The sequence below is a fragment of the Marinobacter sp. AN1 genome (assembly GCF_026013985.1).
In the GTDB taxonomy this organism is placed as follows: domain Bacteria; phylum Pseudomonadota; class Gammaproteobacteria; order Pseudomonadales; family Oleiphilaceae; genus Marinobacter; species Marinobacter segnicrescens.
The window spans coordinates 226352-239433 of the sequence record NZ_CP110342.1; the positions used below are offsets into that span (position 1 = coordinate 226352).

The window sequence follows — 13082 nt, forward strand, 5'->3', positions numbered from 1 at the left end:
CAGGGATGTCGGCTGTATCCGGATAGCTGGCTATGGCCCGTTCCAGGCTGGACTCCCTGAGCAGATGGAGCATCGGCCAGGGCGAGCGGTTGGTGTAGTTCTCTACCGCATTCTCTGTGGTGCCGGCGAACTGGTATTGCGGGTGAAAACTGGCGATCTGCAACACACCTTCCAGCTCCAGTAACTGCACCAGGCCGTCCGCCACATCCAGGAAATCGTTATAGTCCGGGAAGTCCCGCAGTACTTCCGGGTGGATCAGTAGCGTGGTTTCGATACTGTCATCGTCGGCAAGTCGCAGCAGTTCCTGCTGCAGTTCCATCAGCAATGCGTCCGGTGTCTGCGCGCCTGTTACGGTGAAGCGGATCCGGTTGTTGACCAGCTCACGCCGGGCAAAGGGGCACAGGTTCAGGTCGATAACGACCTTTTCCACCCATTGGCGAGTGGTATCGATAATAGCTTGCTTGTTCATGGAGGCTGGCATTCCGGGTTGTCAGGTCAATTTACTGGCAGGCTATGATACAGTGCCCGCCCTCTGAAAGGTGGGTGGATCCTATGGCGCTGCTGATTCTGGTAACCGTTCTCTGGGCGTTTTCTTTCAGCCTGATTGGTGAATTCCTGGCCGGTCATGTGGATAGTGATTTTGCCGTACTCAGCCGTGTGCTGCTGGCGACGTTGCTGTTCCTGCCCGTGACTCGCTGGGCCGGTGTGCCGGGGCGCCTGAAGCTGGGCATTATGGTGACCGGGGCTCTGCAATTCGGGATCACCTACCTGTGCCTGTATCGCTCCTTTGCCTATCTCACGGTACCCGAAGTACTGCTGTTCACCGTGTTCACCCCGCTGTATGTGACGCTGATTGACGATGCCCTCTATCGCCGTTTCTCCCCGGTAGCGCTGCTGGCAGCCGCGGTGGCTACGGTGGGTGCCGGCATCATCCGCTATGACGGCCTGAGCCAGGATTTCCTGACAGGCTTCCTGTTGCTGCAGCTGGCGAACTTCACCTTTGCCGCGGGCCAGGTGGGTTACAAGCACCTCATGCAGGCCTTCCCGTTGCCAGTGCCTGCCTGGCGCACCTTTGGCTACTTCTTCTTCGGGGCACTGTTGATTGCTGCGCCGTCGTTCCTTGTTTTCGGGGATGTCAGCCGGTTACCGGCTACGGGGCTGCAGTGGGGCGTACTTGCCTGGCTGGGCGCCGCGGCTTCCGGCCTCGGGCTGTACCTGTGGAACCGGGGTGCCTGCCAGGTAGATGCCGGAACCCTGGCGGTAATGAACAACATGCTGGTACCTGCCGGTTTGCTGGTGAACCTGGTGATCTGGAACCGGGAGGCTGACCTGCTGCGGTTGCTTATCGGGGGAGCGGTTATCGCCTTCTCGTTATGGATGAATGCGAGGTTCCATCCAAGGGCAAGGCTTGATCTTGCGACCTGATGTCGCATGGCGCTCAACAGGTGGGTATTAGTGACATTTCCTTACAGTCTGTGTGCTATCTAATTGTTAACATCCGCCTCAGTTGACTAAAGTCAAGAGCACCCCTGCCGATACGCCACCAGTCCATTATCGGCAGCGCCAGCTACCGGAACCCCTACGAGCCAGGAAGTTTGTCCACCATGCGCAACAACGGCCCCGTCACTCAACGCGAAGCCAGGATGAAGCCCGGCAGCCGGCTGATTACCACCACCACGCTTAAAGGTGTGATCACCTACTGCAACGATGACTTTGTCCAGATCAGTGGTTTCAGCCGCGATGAACTGATTGGCCAGGCCCATAACATTATCCGGCACCCGGACATGCCCCAGAGCGTGTTCAAGGCCATGTGGGACACCATCAGTGCCGGCAAGCCGTGGATGGGCGTAGTCAAGAACCGCTGCAAGAACGGTGACCACTACTGGGTCAGTGCCTATGTGACACCCATTCTTGAGAATGGCGAGATGACCGGCTTCGAGTCGGTTCGCGTTGAGCCGACCCGGGAGCAGGTGGACAGGGCCTCCCGGCTGTACAGCCGGCTTTCCGCAGGCAAACAGCCCCTGTCGGTCGGTACCCATATCAGATCCATGGTGCGGGCCGGCTGGCCCCTGGTGATCCCGTTGATCACCAGCCTGTTGGCACTGGGATGGGGGGCGTTCTGGCCCGGGGTGGCACTCATTGCTGGCGGTATCATCGCCGGCGGCTTCATCCAGATGGCCGCGGTCAATGCACGCCTGAGGTCACTGATCGACCTGCGCCCGGAGGCCTTTCGCGATCCGTTGGTGGCACGGACCTATTCTGACGAGAGTGGCCACTTTGCCGAAATGGGCATGGTGTTGATGAGCGAGAAAGCCCGCATTCGCACCGCCCTTGCCCGCATAGAGGACCGCGCCGATGACCTGATGCGTACCGCCAGGAGGGGCTATGAACAAATCGCCGAAGGCGCGGATGCCATCGAGCGGCAGCGCCAGGAAACCGATCAGGTGGCCTCGGCGATGAATGAGATGACGGCTTCTATCCAGGAAGTCACCGATGCTGTGAACCGGAACGCCGATGGTGCCCGGCAGGCCAGTCAACTGGCCCATAGCGGCGGCGATCTCAGCCATGACGCACTCCAGGCCATCGAGCAACTGGTGAGACAGGGGGCCACGATCGGTGAGTCTGTCAGTCGGCTGGGCGAGTCCACCGACAAGATTGGTGATGCTGCCCAGCTGATCTCCGATATTGCCGAGCAGACCAACCTGCTGGCCCTGAACGCTGCTATCGAAGCGGCCCGGGCCGGTGAACAGGGTCGGGGCTTTGCGGTCGTGGCCGACGAAGTCCGTTCCCTGGCACAGCGCACCCGTGAGTCCACGGTGTCCATCCATGAGGTGATCGAGAACTTTCGCGCCCAGGTGGACGAGGTAGTCGCTGCCACCCGGCACGGCGAGGAAATCGGTAACCAGGGCCTGGCGAAGGTCAGGGAGACCGAAGAGGCACTCAAGGATATCGTTCAGAACATCGAGGGTATCTCGGATAGCTTCATGACCATGTCGGCGGCTTTCGAGGAACAGAGCCAGGTGTCCGACGAGATCAACCGCCAGGTCGTCAGTATTGCCGGGCTGGCGGATTCATCCACCGAGAAGGCAGAGGGCGCCAAGAGTGCCAGCAACGAGGCCAGTCGTCAGGCCAGTGGCCTGAGTGACCTGGTGGCCCGCTTTGTCAGCCGTCAGTAAGTAAACTCCATCCAGAACGGGCCGGTTTGATGCCGGCCCTGTCCTCGCTTTTTACGGTCCTTCCCAATAACTGATCATGATCTCGCCATTCTCGCTGGCATCGGCGGCGCCAGACTGGCAAAATTCGCCGCCAATTGCTGGTAACAGGCAGGGGATGCCCGGAATCGTCAGGGAAAGCCACGACCAGTGACCTATTCTTTTTTCAACTGAATTCCATTGAACGATGACAAGGTTTCACTATGTCTGACACTAACCTGGCCAGCCGCGGTAACTGGTCTTCCCGCATGGCCTTTATCCTGGCTGCTGCGGGCTCTGCCGTAGGTCTGGGCAATATCTGGAAATTCCCCTACATGACCGGGGAAAACGGCGGCGGTGCCTTTGTACTGATCTACCTCGCCTGTATCGCCATCATCGGTATCCCCATCATGATGGCGGAAGTGTTTGTAGGCCGTAATGGCCGCCGCAACCCGGTTGCCAGCATGCGCCTGGTGGCCGAGCGTAACCTCAGCAACCCGGCCTGGCGTATCTCCGCGATCATTGGTGTGCTGGCGGCATTTATCATTCTCTCCTTCTACTCCGTGATTGGCGGCTGGTCGGCCTCCTACGTCATGCACTCGGCCGTTGGCGACTTTGCCGGCCAGGATGCCGAAGCCGTAGGTGCCATCTTCGGCGACCTGCTGGCGAGTCCGGGCATCCTGCTGTTCTGGCATACGGTGTTCATGGGCCTGATCATCTTCGTGGTTTCCCGTGGCCTGAAGTCCGGCCTGGAACGTGCCGCCAAGACCCTGATGCCGGCGCTGTTCATTCTGTTGCTGTTGGTCGTCGCCTATGCAACGACTACCGGTCATTTTGGGCAGGCCCTGGACTTCCTGTTTACCCCGGACTTCAGCAAAGTCACCTGGGACACCGCCCTGCAGGCCCTCGGCCAGGCGTTTTTCACCATGAGTCTGGGTATGGCCATCATGATGGCCTACGGTTCCTATCTGGGTAAGGATATTTCCATCGGCCGTGCTGCAGTAGGCGTGGGGATCATGGATACCCTGGTAGCCCTGCTGGCGGGCCTGGCGATCTTCCCGTTTGTATTCGCCAACGGTCTGGAAGCCGGCCAGGGTCCGGGTCTTATCTTCGTTACCCTGCCGCTGGCCTTTGGTCAAATGCCCCTGGGTGTGGTGTTTGCAACAGCCTTCTTCATTTTGCTGCTGTTCGCCGCCTGGACATCCGGTATCTCCCTGCTTGAACCGGTTACTGAATGGGTCGAGGAAAAGTTCGCCATGTCCCGCACCGGTGCGGCCATTCTGTCCGGCGTTGCCTGCTGGCTGCTGGGCATCGCATCCATCCTGTCCCTGAACATCTGGTCCGATGTCTACCTGCTGGGCATGTTCGATCGCTTTGCGGAAACTGGCATCCTGGATCTGCTGGACTTCTTTACTGCGAACATCATGCTGCCGCTGTCCGGTCTGCTGACGGCACTGTTCGTTGGCTGGTGTGTGGCGAAGGAATCCCTGCAGGATGACATGGCCATGTCCGACGGCCTGTTCAACCTGTGGCGTAACCTGCTGCGTTATGTAACGCCGATAGCAGTACTCGCAGTCTTCATCTACAACCTGATGTAAAAAAGCAGGCAAGCAATAAGCCTGAAACGCCGGAGGCCCGGCACCCCCTTCCGAAACAGTCAGAGAACAGGGTTCTCGTTTCGGAAGGGGGTGCCGGGCCTCCGGCGTTTTGCACCAGACACAGGAAAATACCTGCAAGTCTATAGCGGGTGCTTCCTGATGGATCGGGTCCGGGTAGTGTCCTTCGAAACGAAAAACTTCGTTTTCCTGACTGTTTCGAAGGACACTACCCGGACCCTCTGGCGGGAATAGTCAGGAGGTGTTCGGCGGTACAGCGGCTTCGGGGACCTTTCTTCGAAACGAAAACCCTGTTTCGAAGAAAGGTCCCCGAAGCCTCTGGCGGGAAGACGCGGGTCGGCCTTGGTCAGGCTAGGCAAGAGGATGGGAAGTCTCCGGGTAACCACTTTCGAAACAGTCAGAGAACAGGGTTCTCGTTTCGAAAGTGGTTACCCGGAGGCTTCTGCACGGAGTTCGGTCTTGGGTGCTCGGGCACAAAAAAGCCGCGGGTCCATTCTTGGACCCACGGCTCTCCAAGTCTTGGCCGTTAAAGGCGGAAGCGCGCGACCTGACTACTCAGATCCTCGCCCAACCGGGCCAGCTCATTACTGGAACTGGAAATCTGCTCGGCTGCCGTGGCGGACTGATCACTCACATCGCGAATCTGGGTGACGTTCTGGTTGATATCCTCAGCCACCGAGGTCTGCTGTTCAGCCGCCGTTGCTATCTGGCTGTTGTACTGGCTGATATTGCCGACCGCTGCCGCAATCTCGCGAATGGTCTCACCAGTGGTGCGGGCGCTGTCCAGCGTCTGTCCGGCCAGGGTGGTGCCCCTTTCCATGGTGGTTACCGAATCCTCGGTGCTGTTCACCAGGTTGGAAATCAGCGTTTCAATCTCGGATGCAGAGCTCTGGGTACGCTGGGCCAGGGAGCGGACCTCATCAGCGACAACCGCGAACCCACGCCCTTGCTCGCCCGCCCGGGCAGCCTCGATGGCGGCGTTCAGTGCCAGCAGGTTGGTTTGCTCGGCCACCGACTTGATCACATCCAGCACCGTGCCGATATTCTCGCTGTCCTTCTGGAGTCCCCGCAGACGCTCGGCTACCTGTTCAACCTGGGTATTCAGTTCGCTGACGTAGGAAAGGGTTTCCTCTACCGCTGATTCACCAGCGGCGGCCTTTTCGTTCGCGGTATTGGCAGCGCTGAAGGCGTCTTCGGCACTGCGGGCCACGTCATTAACGGTCGCCACCATTTCATTCATTGCCGTGGCTACCTGGTCGGTCTGGTCCCGCTGCTGGGTGACGCCCTGACTGGTCTCAGCGGTCACTGTGGAAAGCTCCTCGGCGGAGGACGCTATGTTGGTAGCGCTGGCATTGATGTGTCTTACCAGCTCCCTCAGGCTCGTGACCATGGTGCCGAGGGCAGACAGCAGCTGTCCCAGCTCGTCACCCCGATCACTGGTAACGGTCTCCTGCAGGTCGCCATCGGCCACACGGGTCGCCAGGGCGACGGCCTGGTGGATCGGGCGGGTGATGCTGCGGGTCAGGATCCAGGCGATGAGTGCACCGAGTATAACGATGACCAGCACCACGGCAATAATGACCATGGATGCTGTTTCACGCTCGTCTTCCATCTTCTGTTGTTGTGTTTCCTGGAGTTCCACGGCTGTTGCCAGGGTATCCCGTGCCGTTCCCACCATTTGCTCCTGCAGGGACTGGGTCTGGTTCTCGGCTTCCACGACCTTGTTGAACACCTCGATGTAGCGAACCAGCAGGTCCTTCAGGGCACTTTTGACGTTTTTATCCAGGAACGACGAATCAATGGTACGGACCGCCCGCTCACCGGAGGCACGGAATCTTTCCACGGCTTCCTGCTCGTTCTCCACCAGGAAGTTACCTTCGTTTCGACGCATCTGCTGGATGGCCGCGTTGGTGGCATAAAGGCTGTCTTCGGAGGCAAAGCCGCCGGTTACTCCGCGTACGGCCAGTTCAAGCTCTTCAAGGCGCTCATCCCGTAATGCGCGTACTTGCACCAGGTCCTGTAGCTGTTGCTCGTAGGCGTGTACACCCTGGCGGATTTGATCGATACGGTCATGGTCTTCGGGCACAACCAGCCTGTCTTTCAGGGCTTCAGCCCGATCTGATGCCTGGCGGGTATTGGCGATTGCTTCTTCGACATAGCTCTGCTCACCACGGATCAGGAAGTTTTTCTCATCCTGCCGTGCCTGTAGCAGGTCGGCTTCAATGGCCGAGGCATCCGCAACAATCGCTGCCCGGTCACCAAATTGCGCGAGGGCGACGTAACCGGTAGCGCCAACCAGCATGGTGAGGAGGATCAGTACAGCGAACCCCGAAGCCATTTTCATGCCCAGGGAGAGTTTGAGTTTGGAAGGGTTTTGCAGCAGACGCATGTACGGCTCCAGCCAGTATTCTTGCAGGTGAAACGAATGATGATGGTGTTATCGGCTGTCTGGGTTATTTTTTAGGTTGGGACAGCCACTTGGCCTGTGAACTTGTGCAAAATCCGGCGTTTTGTTCGCGGCAGAGTCAATCCAGGCGCCAGTTAAAGCCAGAGGGGGCCGGGTCTCAAGACGAGTTTGGTAGGTTTTGGTAACGATTTGCTAACCGCTGGCCATAAAAAAACGCCGGCCCCTTTGCGGGTGCCGGCGTTATCGTCATCACGGGTTACCCGTCAGAACAGCAACTCGGGCAGGTAAGTGACAATCTCCGGGAAGATCATCAGCAGGACAAGGCCGATAATCTCGACGATCACGAAGGGGATCACCGATTTGTAGATATCCTTCATGGTGATGTCCGGCGGCACAATACCCTTCAGGTAGAACAGGTTGAAGCCGAAGGGTGGCGTCATGTAGCCGATTTCCATGTTGATCACGAACAGGATGCCGAACCAGACCGGATCAAACCCCAGGGATTCCACGATCGGCAGGAACACCGGCAGGGTGATCAGCATGATACCTACGGGGTCCAGTACCATGCCCAGTATGAAGGTGATCAGCATCATGGCAATGATAATGCCCCAGGGGCCGCCCGGAATCTGGGTGATAAAGCCCTCGATCATGCTCTGGGCGCCCATGCTCTGATAGGCGGCGCTGAAGGCGTGGGCAGCGAACAGGATCCACATGATCATGCCGGACAGCTTGAAGGTGCGGATGGACGCTTCCTTGAGCAGCGCGAAATCCAGCTTGCGATAGACCGCCGCCGCGATAAGGGAACCAAGCACACCCATGGCGGCTGCCTCGGTGGGCGTGGTAATCCCGCCCATGATAGAGCCAAGTACCATCACCACGATCAGGATGGGCAGCGCCACGGAACGCAGGGAAACCAGCTTTTCCCTCAAGGTGCCGCGTTCTTCCGGGGGTAGTGCTGGTGCCAGGTGGGGCTGCAGGTTACTACGAATCAGGATGTAAGCCGCGGTCAGCACCATAAGCAGGATGCCCGGGAAAATGCCGGCAGCAAACATCTTGCCCACAGAGACGCCACTGATCAGGGCATAGAGGATCATCATGATGCTGGGGGGAATCAGGATGCCCCAGCCACCGCCGGTGTTGATAACACCGAGGCACATGCTCCGGTCATAGCCCCGGGCCAGCATGGCCGGCAGGGCGATGGTGCCCATGGCCACGACGGCGGCGCCGCTGATACCGACCATGGCGGCAAAGATGGCGCAGATGGCCAGGGTGCCGATAGCCAGGCCGCCGCGCAGGCCGCCGAACCACAGGTGCATGGCCCGGTAAAGGTCCTTGGCGACCCCGGTGCGTTCCAGGATCATCGCCATATAGACGAACAGTGGGATGGCCACCAGGGTAAAACTGCCCATGGTGCTCCAGATCTGTGAAGCCACCATGTAGAAGGAGTCAAAGCCCCAGGTGAAATACAGAAAGACGACCGATACGCCACCCAGTACAAATGCCAGCGGCAAGCCCAGGAAAACGAAAAGCAGGAGAGAGCCGAAAAACAGCAGGGTCAGGATTTCAGTACTCACAGTTGCTCTCCCTTGGGATCATGCTCGGGATGGTCCTCGGGCCGGTAGTAGCTCAGGTTGCACGCGATGGCGATGTCTTCCAGCAGTTTGACGATCCCCTGCAGTACCAGCAGGGCAGTGCCTATGGGGATACAGGCCTTCACCGGCCAGATGGGCGGGTTCCAGGCAGAATAGGAGGTTTCCCAGCTGCTGATGGACTCCTGGGCCATATCGACGCCGAAGTACAGCAATGCGAGGGTGAAGATAAAGAACAGGATAGACGTGAACACATCAATGGCGGCCTGCATGCGGGGACCGAACAGGCTGTAGATCAGGTCGACATTGACGTGGCCACGGTGGGCCAGGAGATATCCGCCGGAGAGGACCGCATAGGCACCAAACAGCAGCTGGGTCAGCTCGTTGGTCCAGACGGTGGGGGCGTTGAAGGCATATCGCAGGAAGACTTCCAGCAATATGAACAGGAACATGGCAAACACCAGGAAGGACACGGCCACGCCGATGGCCTTGTTCATTCTGGTGACGCCGTTCATGAATGCTCTGATGGCACGCATGGCATCCTCCGGGAGGAATCTGATGGCTTACAATAAAAAGCCGGGGGCCCTTTAGGGAGCCCCCGGCCGGTTTGGACTGACTTACAGGTAGCCGAGGTCGCTCAGGAAGCTCTTGAGCATGGACAGGGCTTCAGCAGCCTTGTCACTGCGCTCGCCTTCCTCGTCCCACATGGCCTGGCCAACCTGGACCAGGTGGTCCTGTACGTCCTGGGGCAGGGTGTTCACTTCAACACCTTCCTCAGCGATAGCCTTGGCCAGGGTGATGCGCTCCTTGTACAGGTACTCGTTGGTGCGGTACCAGAACTGCTCCTGGAGAACGTCCTTGACCAGCTGCTGAAGGTCTTCCGGCAGCTTGTCCATGGCCTTCTGGCTGACGATGATAACGTCGGTGCCAGCAATGTTCAGGGCCGGTTGAACGTGGTACTTGGCGATCTCGTACAGGGCCATGGAGTAGGCACCCTGGGCAGCACCCCAGTGGGCGCCGTCAACAATGCCGGAGTCCAGCGCGGTGTACAGCTCGCCGCCCGGGATATAGGACGCGGCAGCACCGGCTTCGGTCAGGAACTTCTGCAGGGCACCGGAAGAACGGATCTTCAGGCTCTTGAAGTCCTCCAGGCTTTCAATCGGCTCCTTGACGACCATCTCGGTGGGGTAAACCTTGTCGGTCGCCCAGTAGACGCCGTGCTGGGCAGCTTCTTCGCGCAGCATTTCCTCAAAGCCCAGGGCCTGGTGGAAATAGGCGGCTTCCCAGACGTTACGGAATGCGAAGGGCAGACCGGAAGCGATGCCCGCCAGGGTCATCTTGTCAGAGGCGTAGGACGGAGAGATGGTACCCATCTCAAGGATGCCACGGCTGACCGCGTTGAAGGTCTCCTGGGCCTTGAACAGGGAGCCGGCTTCGAACAGCTGAAGCTTCAGGCGGCCGTCGGAACGCTCTTCCAGCTGCTCTTTCAGGCGACCCAGGCTGTCCTTGTAGGAGCTGGAAGCACCCGGCCAGTGAGACTGAACCTTCCAGGTGAAGGTTTCCTGGGCGGCGGCGGGCGTTACAGCAAGGGCGGCGGAGACGCCGAGGGTAAGTGCCGAGGCAAATACCGTGAGTTTTTTGCGAACGTTGTTAAGCATTACTTCTTAACCTCTTTGTTGTTTTCCTGTGGGGACATCCTGTCGTTAATTTCATCAGGCGAAACTTGTGACTGCAGAACGGATCCACGTTTCCCAAATTTATCGCATTCGAGCGAGCGTTTGCAATACCAGTCGTCTGGCCATTGGTCGCAACCGGGCCATGGACGGCAAGGCCCGGCATTGCATGATGCCCGTCGGACCCAGTTGAAAAGATAGTTTATGCAAGGGGTTTTGTCCTGCCGGTCAGGCAGATCGGCCCCTAGCCTTCCTGCAGCTCCGGCCAGGGCAACCCCTCCGGGAAGAGCCGGGCCTGGACCTGGCGAGCGACGTCTATAAGGGTCTTCTCGCTCCAGGCGGGGCCAATAATCTGGACCGCCCGGGGCAGGCCGTCGTCGCCGAAGCCCACCGGAAAGCTGATGGCAGGCAGTCCCACTACCATCGCTACGCCGGCCCATACGGTGACATCCAGGTACGGTTCCTGCTTTCCGTTAATGGTCAGGGTGCGCGCCATAGCCGAGGTTTCCTGGTCATGGGGGAACGGCAGGGTGTTGGTCACCGGGCAGATCATCAGGTCATGGTCCTCGAAGAACCGGGCCCAGGTCCGTTGCAGTTGTGCCCGCTCCTCGTCTTTCTGTAGCCATTCGCCATGGCTTTGCAGGGCTCCCCGGGCAAAGCGGTGGGGGTAGTCATCGCCTTGTTCCCCGGCCAGTTTCGCCAGGCGATCCCGAACCTTCGGGGGCAGGCCCTGACTCATGACGCCACCGAGCAGGTGGTAGTAGAGGCGATGGCTTTTCTCCAGGGTCAGTCCTTCCGGTTGGGCATCTTCAAGGCGGGCGCCAAGGGATTTCAGTTCGTCGCAGAAACCCACCAGCCCGCTCAGTACTTCGTTGTCCACCGGTGCCCAGTCGTCATTGAGCCAGGTGGCAAAGCGGTATTCCTCCAGGGCTTTCTTGCTGGCCGGGGGCAGGTTCACCTGCCAGGGGGCCATGTCGTCGTCGGGACCGGACAGCAGGTCCAGTTCGGCCTCTATGTCATCCAGGTGCCGGGCCAGGGGGCCGCCCACGCCCATGTCCCGCTTGGCGACGCTGCCGGGCGCGCCCGGAACGTGGCCGCGCATGGGGACCAGGCCAGAGGTGGTTTTCAGGCCATAGATGCCGCAGAAGGCGGCTGGCGTGCGGATGGAGCCGCCGATATCACTGCCCAGTTCCAGCGGTGTCAGACCTGCGGCCAGGGCTGCTGCTGCACCACCGGAGGAGCCGCCCGGGGTCAGATTGGTGTTCCAGGGGTTATTCGTGGTGCCGTAGATTTCATTGAAGGACTGCAGGTCACCAGCGAACTCCGGCACATTGGTCTTGCCGAAGATAATGGCACCGGCATCCAGCAGTCGCTGCACCGCAACAGCGGTGCGGGGAGAAATATGGTCCTGGTAGCCCTTGTGACCGGCAGTGGTGGGCCAGCCCTCGATTTCGAAGGTTTCCTTGATGGTCATGGGTACGCCATGGAGCGGTCCCAGGTCACGGCTATCCTCCGCGGCCTTGTCAGCAGCACGCGCCTGCTCCCTTGCCTGCTCTTCCTTCAATACCACAACGGCATTCAGGGCCGGGTTGTATCGACGGGTGCGCTCCAGGAAGTGCTCCAACACTTGTTCGCTGGTGTATTCGCGGGCCTTGATGCCCCGGGCCAGCTCAAAGGCGGATAGTTTGTGGAAGTCCATGATATCTCCATTGTGGTTGTTTTCGTGTGGGAGTCACGAACATAGAATATCCAGTCGTTTTGTGAAACAGTATTTCGAAATTTTGATGCCGCCTGGAGGCTCCATGATCAAGACTGAAAAGAAGAACGGCTTTGTTCACCTGCTGATTTCCCGCCCGGAGAAGAAAAACGCCCTGACCCGGGATATGTATTCTGCCCTGGCTGAAGGCGTGGAGAAGGCGGCGGCGGATGAATCCGTCAACGCCATTGTGATCAGCGGTGATGGTGGTGTGTTTACCGCGGGCAATGACCTGGATGACTTCCGTGCCCGCGCCACGGATACCAACCCCAAGCCGTCCGCCGGCCTGGCTTTTATTGAAACCCTGATGAACTGTGACACACCGGTTCTGATTGCTGCCGAGGGGCTGGCCATCGGCATCGGAACCACCATGCTGCTGCATGTAGACGGGGTCTACGCGGGTGAGTCTACCCGCTTCAAGACCGCGTTTGTGGACCTGGGCCTGGTGCCGGAGGCGGCTTCAACCGTGACCATGCCTCTCCACCTGGGTGCCCGCAAGGCGGCGGACCTGTTGTTGATGGGGGATGTGCTGAGCGCTGCCGAAGCGGCCGAGATCGGCCTTGTCAGTCGCACAGTGGCTGACGGTAAAGCCCTGGATGAAGCCTTCGCCGTGGCCGAAAAGCTTGCCGGCAAGCCCCGTGAGGCCCTCAGGGCGAGCAAGCGACTGATGAAAGCGCCGTGGAAGGCCATGACCAAGGATGCGCTGGAGCGCGAGCGTGAGGTCTTCTCGGAGCGACTGCGCTCAGACGATTGCCATGCAGCACTGGCTCGTATGGGAAAGAAGTAAGCCTGCAGACAGGAAAAGGGGTAGCAGGTGGCTACCCCTTTATGCGCCTGCCAGTGGGGCGGG

Annotated in this window: 9 protein-coding genes and 1 pseudogene; 4 read left to right on the plus strand and 6 right to left on the minus strand. The window is 59.4% G+C overall.

Annotation, left to right across the window (positions count from 1 at the left end):
• Positions 1 to 13 precede the first annotated feature (13 nt).
• A pseudogene (locus LJ360_RS01025) lies at positions 14 to 481 on the minus strand (DUF1415 domain-containing protein); the annotation flags it as partial.
• Between the two features lie 71 nt (positions 482 to 552).
• Here LJ360_RS01025 and LJ360_RS01030 point away from each other — a divergent pair.
• From LJ360_RS01030 to LJ360_RS01040, 3 genes are all read left to right on the plus strand, one after another.
• Positions 553 to 1425, plus strand: a complete 873-nt coding sequence (locus LJ360_RS01030) for an EamA family transporter (protein WP_264994984.1) — start codon at positions 553 to 555, stop codon at positions 1423 to 1425.
• Between the two features lie 179 nt (positions 1426 to 1604).
• Positions 1605 to 3176, plus strand: a complete 1572-nt coding sequence (locus LJ360_RS01035) for a PAS domain-containing methyl-accepting chemotaxis protein (RefSeq protein ID WP_264994985.1) — start codon at positions 1605 to 1607, stop codon at positions 3174 to 3176.
• Positions 3177 to 3415: 239 nt separating this feature from the next.
• A complete protein-coding gene (locus LJ360_RS01040; RefSeq protein ID WP_264994986.1) occupies positions 3416 to 4789 on the plus strand; it encodes a sodium-dependent transporter in 1374 nt (457 codons plus the stop codon).
• 544 nt (positions 4790 to 5333) lie between these two features.
• On the opposite strand, the gene LJ360_RS01045 is transcribed toward LJ360_RS01040, so the two are convergent.
• From LJ360_RS01045 to LJ360_RS01065, 5 genes are all read right to left on the minus strand, one after another.
• Positions 5334 to 7196 (minus strand): methyl-accepting chemotaxis protein, encoded by a 1863-nt coding sequence (locus LJ360_RS01045; protein WP_091851589.1) that lies wholly within the window; start codon positions 7194 to 7196, stop codon positions 5334 to 5336.
• Positions 7197 to 7477: 281 nt separating this feature from the next.
• Positions 7478 to 8788 (minus strand): TRAP transporter large permease, encoded by a 1311-nt coding sequence (locus tag LJ360_RS01050; RefSeq protein WP_264994987.1) that lies wholly within the window; start codon positions 8786 to 8788, stop codon positions 7478 to 7480.
• The gene (locus tag LJ360_RS01055; RefSeq protein ID WP_264994988.1) at positions 8785 to 9339 is read right to left on the minus strand and encodes a TRAP transporter small permease subunit; all 555 of its coding nucleotides are present in this window, start codon (positions 9337 to 9339) and stop codon (positions 8785 to 8787) included. Before LJ360_RS01055 ends, LJ360_RS01050 begins: the two co-directional genes overlap by 4 nt.
• An 81-nt stretch (positions 9340 to 9420) precedes the next feature.
• Positions 9421 to 10461, minus strand: coding sequence for a TRAP transporter substrate-binding protein DctP (gene dctP / locus LJ360_RS01060; protein ID WP_264994989.1), 1041 nt, complete (start codon positions 10459 to 10461; stop codon positions 9421 to 9423).
• A 259-nt stretch (positions 10462 to 10720) separates the two neighbouring features.
• Positions 10721 to 12175: an amidase family protein gene (locus tag LJ360_RS01065; protein ID WP_264994990.1), complete on the minus strand. Its 1455-nt coding sequence runs from the start codon at positions 12173 to 12175 to the stop codon at positions 10721 to 10723.
• Positions 12176 to 12278: 103 nt separating this feature from the next.
• On the opposite strand from LJ360_RS01065, the gene LJ360_RS01070 reads away from it, so the two are divergent.
• On the plus strand, positions 12279 to 13019 hold the full coding sequence (locus LJ360_RS01070; RefSeq protein ID WP_091851576.1) for an enoyl-CoA hydratase-related protein: 741 nt from the start codon (positions 12279 to 12281) through the stop codon (positions 13017 to 13019).
• Positions 13020 to 13082 lie beyond the last annotated feature (63 nt).

What these genes read in the sequence shown, in the direction of transcription:
- LJ360_RS01030 (WP_264994984.1), top strand. Translation starts at nt 553, where the DNA reads ATGGCGCTGCTGATTCTGGTAACCGTTCTCTGGGCGTTTTCTTTCAGC.
- LJ360_RS01035 (WP_264994985.1), top strand. Translation starts at nt 1,605, where the DNA reads ATGCGCAACAACGGCCCCGTCACTCAACGCGAAGCCAGGATGAAGCCC.
- LJ360_RS01040 (WP_264994986.1), top strand. Translation starts at nt 3,416, where the DNA reads ATGTCTGACACTAACCTGGCCAGCCGCGGTAACTGGTCTTCCCGCATG.
- LJ360_RS01045 (WP_091851589.1), bottom strand. Translation starts at nt 7,196, where the DNA reads ATGCGTCTGCTGCAAAACCCTTCCAAACTCAAACTCTCCCTGGGCATG.
- LJ360_RS01055 (WP_264994988.1), bottom strand. Translation starts at nt 9,339, where the DNA reads ATGCGTGCCATCAGAGCATTCATGAACGGCGTCACCAGAATGAACAAG.
- dctP (WP_264994989.1), bottom strand. Translation starts at nt 10,461, where the DNA reads ATGCTTAACAACGTTCGCAAAAAACTCACGGTATTTGCCTCGGCACTT.
- LJ360_RS01065 (WP_264994990.1), bottom strand. Translation starts at nt 12,175, where the DNA reads ATGGACTTCCACAAACTATCCGCCTTTGAGCTGGCCCGGGGCATCAAG.
- LJ360_RS01070 (WP_091851576.1), top strand. Translation starts at nt 12,279, where the DNA reads ATGATCAAGACTGAAAAGAAGAACGGCTTTGTTCACCTGCTGATTTCC.